General features: G+C 65.1%; 17 protein-coding genes and 1 pseudogene. 13 read left to right on the top strand and 5 right to left on the bottom strand.

Annotation, left to right across the window (positions count from 1 at the left end; genetic code table 11):
* Positions 1 to 96 precede the first annotated feature (96 nt).
* The 4 genes from L995_RS01045 to L995_RS33635 all read right to left on the bottom strand — a co-directional run bounded on the left by L995_RS01045 (position 97) and on the right by L995_RS33635 (position 3,323).
* Entirely contained in the window at positions 97 to 375 is a 279-nt protein-coding gene (locus tag L995_RS01045) for a hypothetical protein (RefSeq protein WP_016445950.1), read from the bottom strand.
* A gap of 701 nt (positions 376 to 1,076) precedes the next feature.
* The gene (locus L995_RS31590; RefSeq protein WP_231574328.1) at positions 1,077 to 2,516 is read right to left on the bottom strand and encodes an HD domain-containing phosphohydrolase; all 1,440 of its coding nucleotides are present in this window, start codon (positions 2,514 to 2,516) and stop codon (positions 1,077 to 1,079) included.
* 73 nt (positions 2,517 to 2,589) lie between these two features.
* Positions 2,590 to 2,787 (bottom strand): hypothetical protein, encoded by a 198-nt coding sequence (locus L995_RS32670; protein WP_156135960.1) that lies wholly within the window; start codon positions 2,785 to 2,787, stop codon positions 2,590 to 2,592.
* Positions 2,788 to 3,092: 305 nt separating this feature from the next.
* Positions 3,093 to 3,323 carry a hypothetical protein gene (locus tag L995_RS33635; protein ID WP_197065089.1) on the bottom strand — a complete coding sequence of 77 codons (231 nt, stop codon included), beginning with the start codon at positions 3,321 to 3,323 and terminating at the stop codon, positions 3,093 to 3,095.
* On the opposite strand from L995_RS33635, the gene dusA reads away from it, so the two are divergent.
* The 3 genes from dusA to rsxB all read left to right on the top strand — a co-directional run bounded on the left by dusA (position 3,313) and on the right by rsxB (position 6,572).
* Positions 3,313 to 4,290: a tRNA dihydrouridine(20/20a) synthase DusA gene (gene dusA / locus L995_RS01050; protein WP_047468283.1), complete on the top strand. Its 978-nt coding sequence runs from the start codon at positions 3,313 to 3,315 to the stop codon at positions 4,288 to 4,290. The genes L995_RS33635 and dusA overlap by 11 nt on opposite strands.
* Before the next feature lie 168 nt (positions 4,291 to 4,458).
* Positions 4,459 to 5,832, top strand: a complete 1,374-nt coding sequence (locus L995_RS01055; protein ID WP_047468286.1) for a polyhydroxyalkanoate depolymerase — start codon at positions 4,459 to 4,461, stop codon at positions 5,830 to 5,832.
* Between the two features lie 23 nt (positions 5,833 to 5,855).
* Complete coding sequence (gene rsxB, locus L995_RS01060) at positions 5,856 to 6,572, top strand: electron transport complex subunit RsxB (RefSeq protein WP_047468288.1); 717 nt, start codon at positions 5,856 to 5,858, stop codon at positions 6,570 to 6,572.
* A gap of 36 nt (positions 6,573 to 6,608) precedes the next feature.
* Here the strand turns inward: rsxB and L995_RS01065 are convergent, their stop codons facing one another.
* Complete coding sequence (locus L995_RS01065; protein WP_047468292.1) at positions 6,609 to 8,147, bottom strand: methyl-accepting chemotaxis protein; 1,539 nt, start codon at positions 8,145 to 8,147, stop codon at positions 6,609 to 6,611.
* Between the two features lie 188 nt (positions 8,148 to 8,335).
* Here L995_RS01065 and dapC point away from each other — a divergent pair, with 188 nt between their 5' ends.
* The 10 genes and pseudogenes from dapC to L995_RS01115 form a co-directional block, all read left to right on the top strand.
* Positions 8,336 to 9,541 carry a succinyldiaminopimelate transaminase gene (gene dapC, locus L995_RS01070; RefSeq protein ID WP_047468295.1) on the top strand — a complete coding sequence of 402 codons (1,206 nt, stop codon included), beginning with the start codon at positions 8,336 to 8,338 and terminating at the stop codon, positions 9,539 to 9,541.
* Between the two features lie 51 nt (positions 9,542 to 9,592).
* Positions 9,593 to 10,417, top strand: a complete 825-nt coding sequence (gene dapD, locus L995_RS01075; protein WP_012205450.1) for a 2,3,4,5-tetrahydropyridine-2,6-dicarboxylate N-succinyltransferase — start codon at positions 9,593 to 9,595, stop codon at positions 10,415 to 10,417.
* A gap of 180 nt (positions 10,418 to 10,597) precedes the next feature.
* Positions 10,598 to 11,767 (top strand): PilT/PilU family type 4a pilus ATPase, encoded by a 1,170-nt coding sequence (locus L995_RS01080; RefSeq protein ID WP_016445943.1) that lies wholly within the window; start codon positions 10,598 to 10,600, stop codon positions 11,765 to 11,767.
* An 86-nt stretch (positions 11,768 to 11,853) separates the two neighbouring features.
* The gene (gene dapE / locus L995_RS01085) at positions 11,854 to 13,014 is read left to right on the top strand and encodes a succinyl-diaminopimelate desuccinylase (RefSeq protein ID WP_034363910.1); all 1,161 of its coding nucleotides are present in this window, start codon (positions 11,854 to 11,856) and stop codon (positions 13,012 to 13,014) included.
* 22 nt (positions 13,015 to 13,036) lie between these two features.
* Positions 13,037 to 14,014, top strand: a complete 978-nt coding sequence (prmB, locus tag L995_RS01090) for a 50S ribosomal protein L3 N(5)-glutamine methyltransferase (RefSeq protein ID WP_046238306.1) — start codon at positions 13,037 to 13,039, stop codon at positions 14,012 to 14,014.
* A 1-nt stretch (position 14,015) separates the two neighbouring features.
* Complete coding sequence (locus tag L995_RS01095; protein WP_016453487.1) at positions 14,016 to 15,023, top strand: LysR family transcriptional regulator; 1,008 nt, start codon at positions 14,016 to 14,018, stop codon at positions 15,021 to 15,023.
* Between the two features lie 179 nt (positions 15,024 to 15,202).
* A pseudogene (locus L995_RS01100) lies at positions 15,203 to 16,788 on the top strand (class I adenylate-forming enzyme family protein).
* A 1-nt stretch (position 16,789) separates the two neighbouring features.
* Positions 16,790 to 18,013 carry an acyl-CoA dehydrogenase family protein gene (locus tag L995_RS01105; RefSeq protein WP_012205444.1) on the top strand — a complete coding sequence of 408 codons (1,224 nt, stop codon included), beginning with the start codon at positions 16,790 to 16,792 and terminating at the stop codon, positions 18,011 to 18,013.
* A gap of 65 nt (positions 18,014 to 18,078) precedes the next feature.
* Positions 18,079 to 19,089, top strand: coding sequence for a tripartite tricarboxylate transporter substrate binding protein (locus L995_RS01110; RefSeq protein ID WP_047468301.1), 1,011 nt, complete (start codon positions 18,079 to 18,081; stop codon positions 19,087 to 19,089).
* Positions 19,090 to 19,183: 94 nt separating this feature from the next.
* Positions 19,184 to 20,880: ABC-F family ATP-binding cassette domain-containing protein (locus L995_RS01115; RefSeq protein WP_047468303.1), on the top strand; the 1,697-nt coding region annotated here is incomplete at its 3' end.

The raw sequence follows: 20,880 nt of genomic DNA on the forward strand, positions 1-20,880 counted from the left end.
GTGCAGTACCGAACTCAGGCCTTGAGCCGCTAGCTTCCAACCGTCCAACTTCTTGGGGTCAGTTCACAACTGCGGGCCTTTCCTTTGTCCGGGCGTCTACAGGCGGCGCGCGGCGATCAGCAGGCGCTCGGCCAGGGTGGGCTTTGCAGCCAATCGTCCTGCCGTTCCCAATACACCGTCGCGGCCCGTGGCCGCGCGCGCTATCAGTGCCGTGCCCAGCGCACCACTCACAAGGCGGCCCATGCCACTTTCCGCGCGCCGGGCATGGCGCAGCGCCAAGAGGCCGGCACCGAGCACAAGCCAATGCTCTCCCGTGAATCCCTTGCGAGAGTCATCCCACTTGCGCAGGTCCTGGATCTTTTCTGAAATCGCCATTCATTACTCCTGTTGCTTCAGAGCTGTCATGGTGTGCCAGCAACAGGCTGCAGGCTGTCGGTCCCTGGGCAAGATTCCGGTGGCGAGAGTCCTACGGACGCGCAGCGAGGACCGGCTCCAGCAATCCCGCTTGATGCGCTCCCACTGCGGCGCCTGCATGTGTTCCTTGCTCATCCTGCCGAAGGTGGCAGCCTTGGTAGGCACGACGTCGAGATTTACGCCAAGTGACCATCCGTGTTTCCACGTATATCCAGATACTACTCTTGCCAAGCGTGATTTTGATAATAAATTATCAAAATCAATTACTTTGTCAAATTTTGCATCAATTGAAATATCGAGCGGCTTTCATAATAACATTTCATGCTCAAGAATTGGCATGGTGGCGCCAATAATAAATCACAGCACAGCGAGGCATAAAATGATCGAAGGCGGATGGTGGAAAGCCTATACAAAAAAATGGCCGGTATATAGGAATAATCGAAGGAGATGAATTCATAGTCGGAAAAACGAGGATTTTATATAGAATAAGCAAAAACAAGCTGTATTCAACAGAAGTACCGCCTTCACTTATAGCTGACATATCAGAAAAACAAGCAATTACAACCAATGGAGAAATTCTACTCAAATTCTCAAAAACAACCAGAGAGCGAAGGCCATAAAAAACTGGACCAAGTCCAGACCAAAATAATTACTCAATCCAATCAAACAGCCGTCGCTACAGCACGAATTGGAAACTTTCGACCAAGATCAACACGCAATTGCATTCTGCGTATCAACTCTTGCGTCAAAACTCGACCTGCTGTAAGCAAGATCAAGCCTTCCCTCGATACGAAGTCTTGAGCCAAAATCATCCCTAGCCTCAGTTCTGAACAGGGAACATTAATTGGAGCCGGGTCGGTAGCAGGGGTCGCCTGAATCACAATTTGCAAGAAAGCATCCACCACCTCTGGATCAAATTGTGCTCCTCTACTATGCGAAATGAGCGTTCTTGCCTCTGCGCAAGTTAGCGGCTTACTGCTCAAATGCCCCACCATCAGGTCATCGTAAAAATCAGCAACCGCAATTATGCGAGCACCTATTGGAATATCCTTCCCCTTTAGGCCATCAGGGTAACCTGCTCCATCGAATCGCTCATGGTGAGACCTGACTAGAGTAGCGACAAGATGCGCATCATCTATCGACAGAAGCAGCTGCTCCCCCAAACTGCTATGGTTTCTATACTTATCCAGTTCCTCATGACTTAAACTTGGGACGGGCTTGCTTAACATCCCATCGGGAAGAGTAATATGAGCGATATCATGAATGAGCGCAGCGACAAAAGCATTCTGCTGCTCTGCTTCACTTAGCTGCATAATACTTGCGGTTCGGCGGGTTAGATCCGCAACGCGTCTTGAATGTCCGGCAAGTATCCCCCCTCGCCACTCAAGCAGATTTGAAAACATTCGGATCGATGCGACGAAGCTTTTTTTAAGTTTCCTATGCGCCTCCAACAATTCTTCGTCATGCTCATGGGCAGTCAGCTCAACAGCTGCATTTAGTTCTGCCAACTCCTTCGTCAGCGCTCTATTTTTTTGCTCTAGCCGAATATTCTCATAGCGTGTAATTTTTTGATCATTCAGTTGCTCAATGACAGCCAAAAATTGCTCACTATTCCAAGGTTTGACTATATGGCGGTGCAAGCCCAGCAACCGACCAAGGCCTTTCGTAATTGCCACGGGACTGCATTCCGAAAGAAAAATCACGAACAGATCAGGGGACTGCCCAACGAGATTTTCCAGCCACTGCCCACCATCCTTGTCAATTACACGCGTATTGCATATCAACAAATCAATTCGTCCACCAGCAAACTCAGCCAACGCTTCCGGCGCACTTGCCGCCATTCGCGTATCATATCCAGCCTGACCGAGCAACAGGCCCAACCCTGAAAAATCTTCCACCTCGCAATCAACCATCAATGCTTGCAACCGCGATTGCGGCGCGAATGATTCTTGCCTCTCTCTAACATTCATTTGGCGTGCCTCCATTTGTCTTATTCGATGCATGGCCTCGTCAATATGCCATCGAAAAGCAATGTGCAGATAGAAATTCTTTACCAACACCAAATGAATGAAGATCAAATTTATCCGCTTCTCGCCACTCACTTACATCTAGCTACCATTACCCCAGTTTCGCGCAATGGATGAAATTTGCTCCAGGGAGAGCTCTCACTTGGATTCAAGGCAGTCTTGTCGGCCACGCTTGAAGCCCTGCCGCGTAGGCGGGCACCCGCGTGCGCAGCAGCTTGAGCCTGGCGCGATCCAGCACCTGCAGCGGCGCATCAATGCCGCGCGCGGCCGAAGCATGCAGGAAGACCTGGCGCAGCCACACCATGTCATTGAGCACGGCGGCGGGCCGGCCTCGTCCTCCGTGCACCGCTTCTTGGTGTGGCCCATCAGATCCTGCACCGTGAGCTTGGCGGCCTGGAGGTCGGCCCGACCAGAGGCCTGCAGTCGCGCGATGCCGGCCTTTTTGCAACGGCCCCACTCAGTCACGTTTTTGACCGCACTGACATAATCCCGCAGTGGCTCCCCCACTGAAATTTTCTTGTGCACGGCCTGGCGCCTGGCCAAAAGCGTGCTCCCGGTCCATCTCGTGCTCGCGCCTGCGCAGCCACCCATTGGCCAGCACTTTCCGACGATAGGCCTGGCTTTCGCGGTGGACAAACGTGCCGTTCTCCATCAGCCGGATCTGTGCGGTGCAGGCAAGCGAGCAAGCAAGCCGTGTGCGCGCTTGCGTGAAGTGATGGTTCCATCTGTTTTGCGACAGGTGAAGGATGTGGCAAAGCCAGCGAGAAAGTCAGCAAAAACGGGGTTGGATGGCGAAGAACCAGGCAACGACGCCAGAGCAAAAAACCCAATCAGATCAATGACAAACGTAGAAAACCAAGCACCTGCCAGCATGTGGCGCATGTCCGTTGCACCCATGATGGACTGGACTGACAAGCACTGCCGCTACCTGCACCGACTGCTGAGCCGCCATACCCTGCTGTATACCGAGATGGTGACCACGGGCGCACTGCTGCACGGTGATGTGCCACGGCATCTGCGGTTCGAGGCCGAGGAGCATCCGGTGGCGTTGCAGCTCGGCGGCAGCGAGCCGTCGGATCTGGCGCAGGCTGCGCGGTTGGGAGCGCAGTGGGGATATGACGAGATCAATCTGAACTGCGGCTGCCCCAGCGAGCGGGTGCAGCGCGGCGCGTTTGGCGCATGCCTGATGAACGAGGCGCCGCTGGTGGCCGATTGCGTGAAGGCGATGGTGGATGTGGTGGATGTGCCCGTCACGGTGAAGCACCGCATTGGCATCGACAAGGATGAGAGCTACGAGTTCGTGCGCGATTTCGTTGGCACGGTGGCGGATGCGGGCTGCCGCGTGTTCATAGTTCACGCGCGTAATGCCTGGCTCAAGGGCCTGTCGCCCAAGGAAAACCGCGAGATCCCGCCGCTGCGCTACGAGATCGTGGCCCGGCTCAAGCAGGATTTTCCGGAACTGACCATTGCCATCAACGGCGGCATCAAGGCAGATGCCACGGTGCAGGAACTGCTGCAGCAGGTCGATGGCGTGATGGTGGGCCGCGAGGCCTATCACAACCCCTGGTGGCTGGCCTCGTGGGATGCGCTGTACTACGGCGATGCGAGCATGGAGCACACGCGCGAGTCCATCGAGGAGCAGATGGTGGCCTACATGGAGCGAGAGGCGCGCACGCATGGCACGCACTGGTACTCCATCGCACGGCATATGTTGGGGTTGCGCAACGGGCTGGCGGGGGCGCGCCGCTGGCGCCAGGTGTGGAGCAATCACCAGCTCAAGCAATTGCCGCCTTCAGAGGTGATGCGGCTTGCGCGCACCAAACCGGCCGAGGCGGCGCTTGCCGCCTAGCGCGGGGGACTGCATTGCAGGATGGCCAGGGCTGAGGCGGCCGCTCGCCCAGGCCTATCGGTAGAAACTATCACTTACGCGACAGCATCAAAGGGGTTTTACTACCAATTTTCTTAGCTTGCTGCTGATATATTGCACTGCAACATATCCAAACAACCCCTTGTATCCATGCTCTATCAGCTCTACGAAATCCAGCGCGCCATGGTCGAGCCCTTTGCCGATTTCGCGCAAGCTGCAGCCAAGCTCTACAGCAACCCCCACTCGTTGCTGAGCCAAGGTCCGATGTCCCAGCGCATGGCCGCCGGGTTCGATCTGTTCTACCGCCTTGGCAAGGATTACGAGAAGCCCGAATTCAACCTGCACAGTGTGGATGTGGGCGGCGTTGACGTGACCATCCGCGAGCGCGTCGAAGTGGACAAGCCGTTTTGCGAGCTGCGCCGCTTCAAGCGCTTCTCCGACGACACCGATACGCTGCAGACCATGCTGAGCCAGCCCGTGGTGCTGATCGTGGCGCCGCTGTCGGGCCACTACGCCACGCTGCTGCGCGATACGGTGCAAAGCATGCTGGGCGACCATAAGGTCTACATCACCGACTGGAAGAACGCCCGCCTGGTGCCGCTGGCCGATGGCGAGTTCCACCTCGACGACTACGTGAACTATGTGCAGGAGTTCATCCGCTACCTGCAGGGCAAGTACGGCCAGTGCCACGTGGTCAGCGTGTGCCAGCCCACGGTGCCGGTGCTGGCTGCCGTGTCGCTGATGGCCAGCCGTGGCGAGACGCCTCCGCTGTCCATGACCATGATGGGCGGCCCCATCGATGCGCGCCGCTCGCCGACCTCGGTGAACAACCTGGCGCAGAACCGCAGCTTCGAGTGGTTCGAGAACAACGTGATCTACCGCGTGCCCGAAGGCTATCCGGGCGTAGGCCGCCGCGTGTACCCGGGCTTCCTGCAGTACTCGGGCTTCGTGGCCATGAATCCGGACCGCCACGCCAAGAGCCACTACGACTACTTCAAGGACCTGATCAAGGGTGACGACGCCAGCGCCGAGCATCACCGCAAGTTCTATGACGAGTACAACGCCGTGCTCGACATGGATGCCGACTACTACCTCGAGACCATCGCCACGGTGTTCCAGGACTACAAGCTGGTCCATGGCACCTGGGAAGTGCGTTCGCCCGAGGACAAGGTTGAACTGGTGCGCCCGCAGGACATCAAGGGCAGCGCCCTGCTGACCGTCGAAGGCGAGCTGGACGACATCTCCGGCTCGGGCCAGACGCGCGCAGCGCACGATCTGTGCACGGGCATCGCAGCCGAGCAGCGCAAGCACCTTGAAGTGCCGGGCGCCGGCCACTACGGGATTTTCAGCGGCAGGCGCTGGAGAGAGATCGTCTACCCGCAGGTGCGCGAGTTCATCAGTGCCCACCAGCCCGAAAGCGCCACGGCCGCCAGCGCGGCAGGTCACACCAGCAGCCTGAGCGATGACGCGCCCTCGGCCACCGAGCAGCCGCGCAAGCGCGGTGCCAAGGTGCAGGCAGGCTGAGCACCGAGCAAGCCCGGCACGCCATGCCCGCCTTCGCAATCCTTGCCCGCGACGATCTGGCAGCACGCATAGACGCGGCGCTGCCGCAGACACAGTGCACGCGTTGCGGCTACCCTGACTGCGCCAGCTACGCCCAGGCCGTGGCCTCGGGCGAGGCTGGCATCAACCAGTGCCCACCGGGCGGCGCTGCGGGCGTGGAGCGGCTGGCCGCATTGACGGGCCGGCCCGTTGTTGCGCTGAGCGCCGAGCACGGCATGGAAGCCCCGCGCACCGTGGCCGTGATCGACGAGGCCTGGTGCATCGGTTGCACCCTGTGCATCAAGGCCTGCCCCACGGATGCCATCCTGGGGGCCAACAAGTTCATGCACACGGTGATCGCAGCCCACTGCACGGGATGCGAACTGTGCATTCCCGTGTGTCCGGTCGATTGCATCGAACTGCACAATGCCAGCGGCCCGGCCACAGGCTGGTCTGCCTGGAGCCCCCAGCAGGCCGAGCATGCGCGCCAGCGCTATGTGCTGCGCCGAGAGCGTGAAGTGGAGCGCGAGCGTTTGAGTGCAAGCCGGGCACCGACGCCTCGTGCGCAGGCAGAGCAGGCAGCCGACGACGACGCCAGCCCTCACGCACCCTGCCCCGCACCTCCCGTGGCCGAGAGCAAGCAGGCCACCATCGCCGCCATCCTGGCCCGCGCTCGTGCCCAGCGCGCGGGCGGCGGTTCATCGCCGAACGCGTGCCAGTGAAGCCCGCCAGGCGGCAGTCTGCCTTCCAGGCCAAGGCTATGCCGCCAGCGCCAGACTCTTGTAGACCCCGCATCCCCAGTACAGCCCGCCATGCTTGCAGACGAAGGACATCTTGGTCTGCACCTGCTGCGTGGCCGGGTTTCTGAAGTCGTACTCCACCCAGCCCGGCCCGCGCTCGGCCTGGGCAATGATGTCGGTCAGCAGCTGTTCGCCACGCACGCCGGGCAATTCCTGGACTCGCACGCCCACGCGCGCAGGGTTGCCGCCAAAGGCACGGTAGCTGCCGTCGGCTGCCAGGGCGAAGACGTACATGTCACGGTCATGGAAGGGCTGGGCCGGATCGTTCACAGCGGCCAGCAGTGCCTCGGTGGCCACTCCGCGCCGCGCCAGGCCCAGGGCCGACTCGACCAGGGCCACGGCCTCCTCCGCCGTGCCCTGCTGCAGCCGAAAGCGCGACACCGCCCCTGACAGCATCTGCGCGCGGTGCTGCAGCGCCCGGGCCTGGTCCAGCGCGTGGCCCACCATCTGCGCGTTGTGCTGGGTGATCTCGTCGATCTGGTGAACGGCGCGGCTGATCTCGGCCAGACCCGTGCTCTGGCTGCCGGTGGACTGCGACAGCTCTCCCATGTGCTCGGCCACCTGGCGAATGCCTTCGGTCACGCGCTCCATGCCACGTCCGGCCGTGCGGATCAGTTCGGTGCTGTGCTCCACCTGGGCCAGCGCATCGCCGATCAGGTGGCGGATCTCGCGCGCCGCCTCGGCCGAGCGGCCGGCCAGGGAGCGCACCTCGCTGGCCACCACGGCAAAGCCGCGGCCCTGCTCGCCCGCACGCGCCGCTTCCACGGCAGCGTTGAGGGCCAGGATGTTGGTCTGAAACGCAATGCCGTCGATCACACCGATGATCTCGCGCATGCGGCCGGCGCTGCTTTCAATGGTCTCCACCGACTCCACGGCGCGGCCCATGGCCACCACGCCTTCATCGGCGGCGCCGCGCACGGCGCTGGCCTGGTGATGGACCACGCCCACCACATCGGCGTTGTGCTGCACGGCGCTGCTCAACTGCTCCACGCTGACCACGGTCTGGGCCAGGTTGGTGGCCTGCAGTTCGGTGCGATCGGACAGTGCCTGGTGCTCGTTCACCAGTTGTTGCCCGGCCTGCGCCACCAGGGCCGCATTGCTGCGCACATCGGCCACCATGCCAGACAGCGAGGTCACCATGCCGCCCAGCAAGGCCTTGGGCGTCTGGACGGCGCCTGCGCCCTCCTGGGAGGCCGCAGCCTCCACGGCCACGCGCTGGCTCAGGTCTCCCTGGGCGATGCCCTGCATGGCCTGCTGCAGCAATTCGCGCTCGCCGATCACCCGCGACCAGAGCCTGTGCAGGCCGCCCAGCAGCAGCCCGGCCCACAGCAGCAAGGCTGCCCAAACCCAGGGCCCCAGGCCCATCGAATCGGCCACCAACGCCAGCGCCGGTCCCGCCAATGCCCACACCGTGCATACGAGGAAGCCGGCACCTGGGCCGGATGTATGCTTACGATGCCTGCTTCCATCTTTTTCCATGCCAGCGCCTGCCTGCATAGCTGTCTGCCTCTCTTGTCATTGGTATCTGGAATTCACCGTTTGCGAGGCCCCGCCACACGAGTTGGCATGGCCCCAGTCGAGACCATGCCAGAATAGGTAACAGAATGCAAAAAAGCCAGCGTGCAGACCCGCAGTCCCCTGTGACAACGGCATGCCGAAAGCGCATCAATCCATAATGCGAGCCCATGAATCCCCTGCTCTCCCGACTCCAGCCCTACCCGTTTGAGCGTCTTCGCAAACTGTTCGCCGGGGTCCAGCCACCGGCGGGCGTGCGCCCCATCAGCCTTGGCATCGGAGAGCCCCGCCATGCCACGCCGCCCTTCATCGAACAGGCGCTGAGCGCCGACCTGGGCGGCCTAGCCAAGTACCCGGCCACAGCCGGCGAGCCCGCGCTGCGCGAAGCCTGCGCCCAGTGGGCGCGCCAGCGCTACGGCATTGCGCTGGACGCCGCCGCCCAGGTGCTGCCGGTCAACGGCTCGCGCGAGGCCCTGTTCTCCTTCACCCAGGTCGTGGTGGACGCCAGCCAGGACGGCGCGCGCGTGATCTGCCCCAACCCGTTCTATCAAATCTACGAAGGCGCCACCCTGCTGGCCGGCGCCCAGCCGTACTACGCCCCCAGCGATGCTGCGCGCAATTTCGCGGTGGACTGGGACAGCGTTCCCGCCGACGTGTGGGAAAAGACCCAGCTGATCTTCGTGTGCTCTCCCGGCAACCCCACGGGCGCGGTGATGCCGCTGGCCGAATGGGAAAAGCTGTTTGCGCTGTCCGACCGCCATGGCTTCGTGATTGCCAGCGACGAGTGCTATAGCGAGATCTACTTCGACGGCACGCCTCCCCTGGGCGGACTGGAAGCCGCGCAGCGCCTGGGCCGCACGGACTACAAGAACCTGCTGATGTTCACCAGCCTGTCCAAGCGCAGCAACGTGCCTGGCCTGCGCAGCGGTTTCGTGGCGGGCGATGCGGCCCTGATCAAGGCCTTTTTGCTGTACCGCACCTACCACGGCGGCGCCATGAGCCCCGTGGTGCAGACGGCCAGCATGGCGGCCTGGGCCGACGAGGCCCATGTCGAGGAAAACCGCCGCCTGTATCGCGAAAAATTCAATCAGGTCACGCCCGTGCTGGCGCGCGTGATGGATGTGCGCCTGCCCGACGCAAGCTTCTACCTGTGGGCCGGCATTCCCGAATCGCTGGGCCTGGACGACGCCGACTTTGCACGCGAGTTGTATGCCGCCACCGGCGTGACCGTGCTGCCTGGCAGCTACTTGGCGCGCGAGGCCAATGGCCGCAACCCCGGCGCCGGGCGCGTGCGCATGGCCCTGGTGGCCGAGACCGCAGAATGCCTGGAAGCCGCCCAGCGCATTGCACAGTTCATAGAATCGCGCCAGCGCTGAGACAGCCCTGCACTCCCCTTTCCTCACAAACCCTTTGATCACCAAAGCCATATGACGCAACAGCTGCAATCCATCATCGACACCGCCTGGGACAACCGTGCCAGCCTCTCCCCCGCTGCCGCCCCCAAGGAAGTGACCGAGGCCGTGGACCACGTGATCGAAGCCCTGAACAACGGCCAGCTGCGCGTGGCCACGCGCGAAGGCGTGGGCCAGTGGACCGTGCACCAGTGGATCAAGAAGGCCGTGCTGCTGTCCTTCCGCCTCAAGGACAACGTGCTGATGCAGTCCGGCGACCTGAACTTCTTCGACAAGGTCCCCACCAAGTTCGCCGGCATGACCGAGGCCGAGATCGCCGCCACCGGCGTGCGCGTCGTGCCTCCGGCCGTGGCCCGCCGTGGCAGCTTCGTCGCCAAGGGCGCCATCCTGATGCCCTCCTACGTGAACATCGGCGCCTACGTGGACGAAGGCACCATGGTCGACACTTGGGCCACCGTGGGCTCCTGCGCCCAGGTCGGCAAGAACGTGCACCTGTCCGGCGGCGTGGGCCTGGGCGGCGTGCTGGAGCCGCTGCAGGCCAACCCGACCATCATCGAAGACAACTGCTTCATCGGCGCGCGTTCCGAAATCGTCGAAGGCGTGATCGTGGAAGAGAACTCCGTGATCTCCATGGGCGTGTACATCGGCCAGTCCACTCCCATCTATGACCGTGCGACCGGCGAGACCAGCTATGGCCGCGTGCCTGCCGGCTCGGTGGTGGTGTCGGGCAACCTGCCCAAGGACAACGGCCGCTACAGCATGTACGCCGCCATCATCGTCAAGAAGGTCGATGCCAAGACACGCTCCACCACGAGCCTGAACGACCTGCTGCGCGATTGACCTGCATCCGGACCGCGCCAAAGGCGTGGTTGCGGCGCCAAAACATCCCCTGTTCAGGGGATGGACCAAGGCATACTCTCTAGGGCGTCCCCGGCCACCAGGCAGCGGACGCCCGTTTCACGTCAAAAGCGCGTGACAACGATCCAAGAACAGCGACAGCACACGAATTTGGGGGAACACATGGGCACGATGGAGAGGATTTTGCGCCTGATGGGCGAGAAGCAGGCGTCCGACGTCTACCTGGCGGTCAACGCGCCGGCGCTGATCAAGATCAACGGCGAATGCGTCCCCATCAACAACCAGCTGCTGCCGCCCGATGCGCCGCGCAGCCTGCTGGCCGAGATCGTGCCGGCCGAGCGCCTGCAGGAGCTGGACGAGACGGGCGAGCTCAACATGGGCGTGCCGCTGCGCGGCGTGGGGCGTTTCCGCGTCAGCGCCATGCACCAGCGCGGCAGCTGCGCCGTGGTGATCCGCTTCATCGCCCAGCACATCCCGCCCATGGACACGCTGAACCTGCCGCCCGTGCTGGGCGAGCTGATCATGCAAAAGCGCGGCCTGCTGCTGGTCGTGGGCTCCACGGGCTCGGGCAAGAGCACGACCCTGGCCTCGATGATCGATGCACGCAATGAAAAGCTCACGGGCCACATCCTCACCATCGAGGACCCCATCGAATACCAGTTCCGCAACAAGCGCTCCATCGTCAACCAGCGCGAAGTGGGATCCGACACGGCATCGCTGCAGGTTGCGCTCAAGAATGCGCTGCGCCAGGCGCCCGACGTGATCCTGATCGGCGAGATCCGCGACCGCGAGACCATGTCCTCGGCCATGGGCTTTGCGCAGTCGGGCCATTTGTGCCTTGCCACGCTGCACGCCAACAACAGCTACCACGCGCTCAACCGCATCCTGTCCTTCTTCCCCGAGGAAATCCGGCCGACCATGCTGGGCGAGCTGTCGGCAGCGCTCAAGGGCGTGATCTCCCAGCGCCTGGTGCGCACCGTGGATGGCGGCCGCATGCCGGCCGTCGAGGTGATGCTCAACACCAAGCTGATCGCCGACCTCATCGAGCGCGGCAACTTCTCGGGCGTCAAGGAGGCCATGGAGAAATCCATGGCCGAAGGCTCGCAGACCTTTGAAGAGGCGCTGGCCCAGCTGATCCGCTCGGGCCGCATCGACCGCGCCGAGGGACTGGCCTTTGCCGACTCGCCCACCAACCTGATGTGGCGCCTGGAAAACGACGTGGTCAAGGCCGGCCATGCCGCGCCGTCCAGCCAGTTCGCCGAACTGGCCACGCCCGGCGAGGACGACATGCCCTCGTTCACCGAAATCATGCTGGAAGTCAAGCCGAACTGAACAGCCGGGCCTGCAGCGTTCACAATGTCGGAGCACGCTGGCGCCAGCCAGCCCTCCGACTTTTTTGTTTTTTTGACCTTCCCACCATGTCCCGCACCTTGCAACTGACCGAGCAGCTGATCAGCCTGCCCTCCGTCACTCCCGAAGACGCCGGCTGCCTTGAACTCCTGGCCGATGCCCTGCTGCCCATGGGCTTTGCCTGCGAGCGCATCGATAGCGGCCCAGACAGCTTTCGCGTGCGCAATCTCTGGGCCAGGCGCTCCGGCGCAGGCACCGACCGGCCCGTGCTGGTCTTTGCCGGTCATACCGACGTGGTGCCCACCGGCCCCCTGGAGCAGTGGAACAGCCCGCCCTTCGTGCCCACGCACCGCGACGGCAAGCTGTACGGCCGCGGCGCCAGCGACATGAAGACCTCCATCGCCGCCTTTGTCGTGGCACTGGAGGAGTTCCTGGCCGAGACGCCAACTCCCTCCTTCGACATTGCCCTGCTGCTGACCAGCGACGAGGAAGGCCCTTCGGTGGACGGCACCAAGGTCGTGGTCGAGCTGCTGCGCGAGCGCGGCGAGCGCTTGGACTGGTGCATCGTGGGCGAGCCCACCTCCGTGGACCGCACGGGCGACATGATCAAGAACGGCCGCCGGGGCACCATGAGCGGACGCCTCACCGTCAAGGGCATCCAGGGCCACATCGCCTACCCGCAGCTGGCGCGCAACCCCATCCACCAGGCCCTGCCGGCCCTGGCCGAACTGGCCGCCACGCGCTGGGACGAGGGCAACGCCTTCTTCCCGCCCACCAGCTGGCAGATCAGCAACATGCATGGCGGCACGGGCGCATCCAACGTCATCCCCGGCCATGTGACCATCGACTTCAACTTCCGTTTCTGCACCGAGTCCACGGCCGAATCGCTGCAGCAGCGCGTGCACGCCGTGCTGGACCGCCATGGACTGGAGTACGAGCTGGCCTGGACCATCGGCGGCCAGCCCTTCCTGACCACGCCGGGCACGCTGGTGAATGCCGTGCAGGCGGCCATCCGCGCCGAGACCGGCCTGGAGACCGAGCTGTCCACCACGGGCGGCACCAGCGACGGCCGCTTCATCGCCCAGATCTGCAGCCAGGTCGTGGAAGTGGGCCCGCCCAACGCCAGCATCCACAAGATCGACGAGCACATCGTGGTGGCCGACATCGAGCCCCTCAAGAACATTTACCGCCGCACGCTCCAGGAGCTGCAGCGCCAGCAGGCCGCCTGAACGCGCGCCCAAGGAGCCGACGATGACATCCGCCCCCACCCCTGCCAATATTCCCGCCATCTCGGGCAGCACCATCGCCGACCTCGTGGCCTCGGGCGCCGCAGCGCTCACGGCGGCCGGCGTGGCCTTTGGCCACGGCACGGCCACGGCCGAAGACGAATCGGCCTGGCTCACGCTCTGGAAGCTGGGCCTGCCACTGGACAGCGAACTGGCGCCGGGCGCGCCCGAATCCCTGGCCAGCCAGCCGGTGAGCGCCGAGCAGCAGGCCGAAGTGGCCGAGCTGTTCGCCGAGCGCATCCGCACACGCAAGCCCGCCGCCTACCTCACGCGCGAGGCCTGGCTGCAGGGCGTGCCCTTCTACGTGGACGAGCGCGCCATCGTGCCGCGCAGCTTCATTGCCGAACTGCTGGCCGACGGCAGCATCGACGGCTGGCTGTCCGACCGCACGCGCCGCGTGCTGGACCTGTGCACGGGCAACGGCAGCCTGGCCTGCCTGGCGGCCATGGCCTGGCCCGAGGTCGAGGTCACGGGCGCCGACATCTCGGCCGACGCGCTGGCCGTGGCGCGCATCAACGTGGACCGCCATGAACTCGCCGAGCGCGTGCAACTGCTGGAGAGCGACGGCCTGGCCGCCCTGCCCGGCCCCTGGGACCTGGTGCTGTGCAACCCGCCCTATGTGAACGCCGACAGCATGTCGCGCCTGCCCGCCGAGTACCAGGCCGAGCCCGAGCTTGCGCTGGCCGGCGGCGCCGACGGCATGGACTTCATCCGCCGCCTGCTGCAGGACCTGCCCTCGCGCCTGGCCAAGGAAGGCGTGGTCGTGCTGGAGATCGGCAATGAAAAGGACTTCTTCGAAGCCGCCTTCCCCGACCTGCCCGTGTTCTGGCTGGACACCAGCTCGGGCGACGAGCAGGTGCTGCTGATCACCCAGGAGGCACTGCGCGCCTGGACCGAAGGCGATATCGAGGCCCTGCGCCCGCAATACCGCCCCCTGGGCTGAGATGGACCTGCGGGCGCTGCGCTACTTCATCGCCGTGCTGGAGGCTGGCAGCCTCTCGCGCGCCGCGCACTCGCTGTACGTGGCCCAGCCTGCGCTCACGGCGCAGATCAAGAAGCTGGAAGGCGAGCTGGGTGCGCAACTGCTGGAGCGCAGCCACGCCGGCGTGACCCCCACCCCGGCCGGCGCGCAGCTGTACGAGGACGCCCGCCGCCTGCTGTCCGACGCCGATGCCATGCGCGAGCGCATACAGCGCCTGCCCCAAGGCCCCGAAGGCTCGGTCACCATCGCCCTGCCCTTTTTGCTGACCAGCCTGCTGGCAGGCCCCCTGATTGCCAGCCTGCGCCACAGCCACCCGCGCATACGCATCTTCGTGCTCGACGACCTGAGCCTGATGGTGCAAAAGGCCATGCTGGACCGGCGCGCCGACTTGGCCATTCTTGTGGACACGGCCAGCCTGCATGACCTGCAGGTGCAGCCCATGGCAGAGGAATCCATCTACGTCTGCGGCCAGGATGTCGATGGCAGCGTGGCCCCGCTGCTGCGCCCGGCGCCGGACGGCGGCCTGCCGCACATGGACTTTGCCCATGCCTGCCAGCTGCCGCTGGTGCTGCAGTCGCGCCGCTTTTCCATCCGCCAGACCGTGGAGGCCGCCGCCGATGCGCGGGAGCTGCGGCTGAACATCGTCCACGAACACGATTCCGCGCGCGTCATCCGCTCGCTCTACCACTGCGGCGCGGGCTTCACCTTCACGCCCGCCTGCTCGCTGAGCGATGCGCCCGCCTGGCTGCGCGAGGGCGCCAAGGCGGCGCCCACGGGCCTCCAGCCCGGCTGGATCGTGGCCCAGGTCGCGGCGCCCGCGCTGCTGCGCCGCTACTTCCTGGCCGTGCAGGCCAACCGCGGCGGTGACCCGGCACTGCAGGTAGTCCGGCAGGCACTGCTGGACCAGGCCCGGCAACTGATCACGGCGGGCCTCTGGCAGGCGCGCTGGCAGCATCCGCAGCAGATGTGATGCAGCAGCCCAGCGTAGTGCGGCAGTCCGATGGTCATCAGCAAAAACGGCAAGGGTTGGTCTGGACATCAATTTTTCTGATGCAACTGAATCACTAATCGGTATTTCCCGGCCCGGTCCTCTTCTGCAACAGTGCATGGCACGCCGCGCAAAACGCGCTGCTTCAGCCAAGGAATGCCATGCACGAGACATCCCGGCCCACCGCAGGCCACCCCCATTCCCTCCCCATACCCAACGTCGGCGAACTCGTCGCACGCAGCTGCAGGGCCCATGCCGAGCAACCTGCGGTGACCAGCGCCACACGCAGCATCAGCTACGCAGAGCTTGAGCAGCGCTCCAACCGCCTGGCGAACGCCCTGCTTGCCCAGGGGCTGGCCCGCGGCGACCGCGTGGGCATCTACCTGCCCAATTGCGTGGAAATCGTGGAGATCGAGATCGCCTGCTACAAGGCCGGGCTCATCAAGGCGCCCTTCAACGCACGCCTGTCTCCACGCGAAGTAGGCGATATCGCGGCCAACAGCGATGCTTCCATCATCGTGACCACGGCCGCGCGCGCCGAGGCCTTCAAGCCGCACCTGCAGTCTGCCGACGTGCGCCTGCTGCTGCTGGACGGCCCTGCCGACAGCAACTACGAAGCGCTGCTCGCCCGCGCCAGCGACCGCTTCCAGCCCGTGGACGTGCACGAGCATGAGGTGGCCGTGCTGCACTACACCTCGGGCTCGTCGGGCGTGCTCAAGGCCGCCATGCAGACCTTCGGCAACCGCCTGGCCCAGCTGCGCAAATTCCTGATGCGCGGCGAGGGCATGCAGGCCGGCCATGTGCTGGGACTGGTGGGGCCGGTCACCCACGCCTCGGGCATGCAGATGGTGCCGGCGCTGTGCACGGGCGCCACCATCCACCTGTTCTCGGGCTTCGAGCCTGGCGCCTTCATGGCCGAGATGCAGGCGCGGCGCGTCACCCATACCTTCATGGTGCCCACCATGATCAACATGCTGCTGGCCGAGATCGGCGGCCGCTACCGCCCGCTGCCCGACCTGCAACGCCTGGGCTACGGCGCAGCGCCCATGGCGCCCGCGCGCATCCTGCAGGCCATGGACGTGTTCGGCCCCGTCCTGTCCCAGGGCTACGGCGCGGGCGAGACCACCTCCGGCGCCTGACGGTGCAGGACCACCTGCAGGCGCGCGCATCGCGCCCCGAGCGGCTGGCATCCTGCGGCCGGCCCTTTCTGGAATCCCTGGTGGAGGTGGTGGACGACGAAGGCCGCCGCGTGCCCGAGGGCGAGATCGGCGAGATCGTGGTCAGCGGCGCCGATGTCTTCGCAGGCTACTGGCGCGCGCCCGAGCTGACGGCCGAGGTGCTCAAAAACGGCCGCTACCACACGGGCGACCTGGCCCGCATGGACGAGCAGGGCTTTGTCTACATCGTGGACCGCAAGAAGGACATGGTCATCAGCGGTGGCTTCAACGTCTATCCGTCCGAGGTGGAGTCCGTGCTCTACGAACATGCCTCGGTGGCCGATGCCTGCGTGTTCGCCATTCCCGACGACAAATGGGGCGAGGCCGTGGCCGCCCACATCGTGCTCAAGCCCGGCCTGGCCGGCGACAGTGCCGCGCTGGACAGCTTTTGCGCCGAGCGCCTGGGCGGCTTCAAGCGCCCGCGCCACATCGAATTCGTGCAGCAGCTGCCCAAGAACCCCAACGGCAAGGTCATGCGCCGCGCCGTGCAGGCGCCCTACTGGGCCAACCACGCCCGCAAGGTGAACTGAGATGAACGCCAAAGACACACTCCCCGCCGCCAACGCTGCCCTGCTGGAAATGCCCTTTGAAGGCTCAGAGCGCGCAGCCGGCCTGATCGACGCGCTCAACGCCTTCATCCACGGCGAACTGGCCGACCTCGCCCGCGCGCATGGCGTGGACCATGAAAACAGCGCCTCCACCGAGCTGCTGCGCCAGGTCTGGAAGCTGTCGCATGCGCGCGGCTTCTACGGCATGACCCTGCCCGAGGCCATGGGCGGCGCCGGCCTGTCCGTGCTCGACCAGGTGCTGGTCAAGGAGGCCATCTACGCCACTGGATCGCCCTTCGCGCCCCATGTGCTGGGCGAACTCAGCGGCCCGCCGCGCATAGGCGCGCTGATCCGCAAGGCCACGCCCTTGCAGATGGAGCAGTTCATCCTGCCCGTGGCACGCGCCGAAAAGTCCATCTGCTTTGCGCTGACCGAGGCGGCGGCCGGCTCGGACGCGGGCGCGCTGGAGACGCGCGCCGTGCTGGAAGGCGACCATTACGTGCTCCACGGCCGCAAGCGCTTCATCTCGGGCTCGCCGTTTGCCGACTTCGCCGTGCTCATGGCCTCGACCGCGCCCGAGGGCAGCCCGCAGCGCGAGATCAGCGCCTTCTTCGTGGACCTGCATGCACCGGGCGTGCAGGTGGTCAGCGGCTACAAGACCATGGCCGGTCAATCGAGCACGGGCGACATCGTGCTCGACGGCTGCCGCGTGCCCGCTGCCCAGTTGATCGGCGAGCCGGGCCGGGGCCTGGCCCTGGCGCTGGGCCGCATCACCGTCAACCGCCTGCTGCACTGCCCGGCCATGCTGGGGCTGGCGCAGGTGGCGCTGCGCGATGCGCGTGACTATGCGCTGGGGCGCCAGCAATTCGGCCGCAGCATTGCCCAGTTCCAGTCCATACAGCACATGCTGGCCGACATGGCCACCGAATGGATGGCCGCGCGCGCGCTGATGGTGCAGACGGCCCGCGCCATAGACGCCGGCATCGACGCGCGCGCCCAGGCCTCGATGAGCAAGCTGTTCTGCTCGGAGACGGCGTTCCGCATTGCCGACCGCGCCGTGCAGATCCATGGCGGCGAAGGCATCGTCCAGGGCCGGCGCGTGGAATTCCTGTTCCGCATGCTGCGCATGTACCGCGTGCTCACGGGCACCAGCGAGATACAGCGCAACACCATCGCCAAGGAGCTGCTGGAGCGGGCCGGCGCCTGAGGCTGGCCGGCAGCCCCAGCACTCCCCCAGCAAACAGAAAAGACAAAAGACCAGGAGACAAAGCCATGCCACACATCACCAGCAGCGGCCAGGACCGCCGCCAATTCCTGCGGGCTGCAGGCGCCGCATCGCTTGCCGCAGGCCTGCCCTGGGCCGCCACAGCCTCAGCGCACGACAGCGCCTGGCCCACGCGCCCCATCAAATGGGTGGTGCCCTACCTGGCCGGCACCAGCCCCGACACGGCCGCGCGCATCGTGGCCGAGGCGCTGTCGGCCCAGCTGGGCCAGCCCGTGGTGATAGACAACCGCGCCGGCGCGGGCGGCAACATCGGCGCCCGCCAGGTGGCCAAGGCGCCGGCGGACGGCTACACCCTGCTGTACTCGGGCTCGCCCATGGCCGCCGCCATGCGCATGTACAAAAGCCCGGGCTACGACGTGTTCAAGGACTTCCGCCATGTGCTGGGCATGTCGCGCTCGGACATCCTGGTCGTCGTGCATGCCGACTCCGGCATGCGCACGCTGGACGACCTGGCCGACCGCGCCAAGGCCAGGCCGGGCGCGCTGGACTATGCCTCGGGCGGCGTGGGCACGCCATCGCACCTGGGCGTGGAGATGCTGGCCTCCAGCATGGGCCTGCAGGTCAACCATGTGCCCTACAAGGGCGCGTCCGAGCTGGTCAATGCCGTGCTGGGCCAGCAGGTGGCCTTCGGCGCCCCGCTGTTTTCCGTGGCCTATCCCCAGGTGCTGGCGGGCAGGCTGGTGCCGCTGGCCATTGCCGGCCCCCAGCGCAACGCCAAGCTGCCCCAGGTGCAGACCCTGGCCGAGCTGGGCGTGCCCGACGTCAACCTCACGTCCTGGGGCGGTGTGTCCGTGCCGGCCGCCACGCCCGATGCCATCGTCCAGCGGCTGCGCACGGCGCTGGAGGAGGTGCTCAGGCAGCCCAAGGTCATCGCCTCGCTGGAGCAGGAAGGCGGCAAGGTCGCCATCACCAGCGCCGACGCCTATGCCAAGGGCTTCGAGCGCGAGATCCAGTTCACCCAGTCCATGATGCAGCGCGTGGGCATACAGCCGATCTAGGGCCTGGTACCAGGGCTTTGCACCGTGGCCGGGCACGGGCATGGCGGGCGGCAATCCTGCCCTGGCGCAATCGCTGGGATAATCCTGCCCATTCATGATCAGCCTTCGCAACATTACCCTGCGCCGCGGCACCCGCGTGCTGCTGGACAGCACCTCCGTCTCCATCAACCCCGGTGAAAAAGTCGGCCTTGTCGGACGCAATGGCGCCGGCAAGTCCAGTCTGTTCGCCCTGCTCAACGGCAGCCTGGCCGAGGACGGCGGAGAGTTCTCCATCCCCTCGCAATGGCGCCTGGGCCAGGTCGCGCAGAACATGCCCGAGACCTCGGAGACGGCCACCCAGTTCGTGCTGGACGGCGACACCCGCTTGAGCGAGCTCAACGCCCAGCTCGCGGCCGCCGAGGCCAGCGAGGACGGCATGGCCATTGCCCACGCCCACGTGGACCTGGCCGATGCCGGCGCGCACGACGCCGTGCCGCGCGCACAGGCCCTGATCCTGGGCCTGGGCTTCAAGGTCTCCGAGCTGGAGCACCCCGTCAACAGCTTCTCGGGCGGCTGGCGCATGCGCCTGCAGCTGGCGCGCGCGCTGATGTGCCCCTCCGACCTGCTGCTGCTGGACGAGCCCACCAACCACTTGGACCTGGACGCCCTGGTCTGGCTGGAAGCCTGGCTCAAGCGCTACCCCGGCACCCTGGTCGTGATCAGCCATGACCGCGAATTCCTGGACGCCATCACCAACACCACGCTGCACATCGAAAACGCGCAGGTCACGCGCTATGGCGGGAACTACAGCAAGTTCGAGGAACTGCGCGCCCAGCAGATGCTGCTGCAGCAGGCTTCGTTCGAGCGCCAGCAGGAAAAGATCGCCCACCTGCAAAAATTCATCGACCGCTTCAAGGCCAAGGCCTCCAAGGCCAAGCAGGCGCAAAGCCGCGTCAAGCAGATCGAGCGCATGGAAAAGGTCGCGCCCATGCTGGCCAGCGCCGATTTCACCTTCGAGTTCAAGCCGCCCGCCAACCTGCCCAACCCCATGCTGGCGATCACGGACGCCGCATTCGGCTACCTGGACGACGAAGGCCAGGCGACCACCATCCTGCGCGGCGTCAACCGCTCGGTGCTGGCGGGCCAGCGCATCGGCATCCTGGGCGCCAACGGCCAGGGCAAGTCCACCCTGGTCAAGACCATCGCGCGCGAGATGAAGGCCCTGGCCGGCACCGTGACCGAAGGCAAGGGCCTGAACATCGGCTACTTCGCCCAGCAGGAACTGGACGTGCTGCGCCCCGGCGAAAACCCGATGGAGCACATGATCCGCCTGGCACGGGACACCGGCGCCACCGGCCCGCAGGCGCGCGAGCAGGACCTGCGCAGCTACCTGGGTACGTTCAACTTCAGCGGCGACATGGTCAAGCAGGCCGTGGGCAGCATGAGCGGCGGCGAGAAGGCGCGCCTGGTGCTGGCCATGATCGTCTGGCAGCGCCCCAACCTGCTGCTGCTGGACGAGCCCACCAACCACCTGGACCTGGCCACGCGCGAGGCCCTGGCCATGGCCATCAACGACTTCGACGGCACCGTCATGCTGGTCAGCCACGACCGCGCCCTGCTGCGCTCGGTCTGCGAGGACTTCTGGCTGGTCGGCCGTGGCGTGGTCGGCCCCTTCGACGGCGACCTGGACGACTACCAGCGCTACCTGCTGGAAGAATCCCGCCGCCTGCGCGAGGAAGCCCGCAAGGCCGAACAGGCGGCTGCGGCCACCAGCAAGGCGGCAGCGCAGGTGGAGCCCGCAGCAGGTGCAGC

It is taken from the genome of Delftia sp. ZNC0008 (assembly GCF_000799035.1).
In the GTDB taxonomy this organism is placed as follows: domain Bacteria; phylum Pseudomonadota; class Gammaproteobacteria; order Burkholderiales; family Burkholderiaceae_C; genus Comamonas; species Comamonas tsuruhatensis.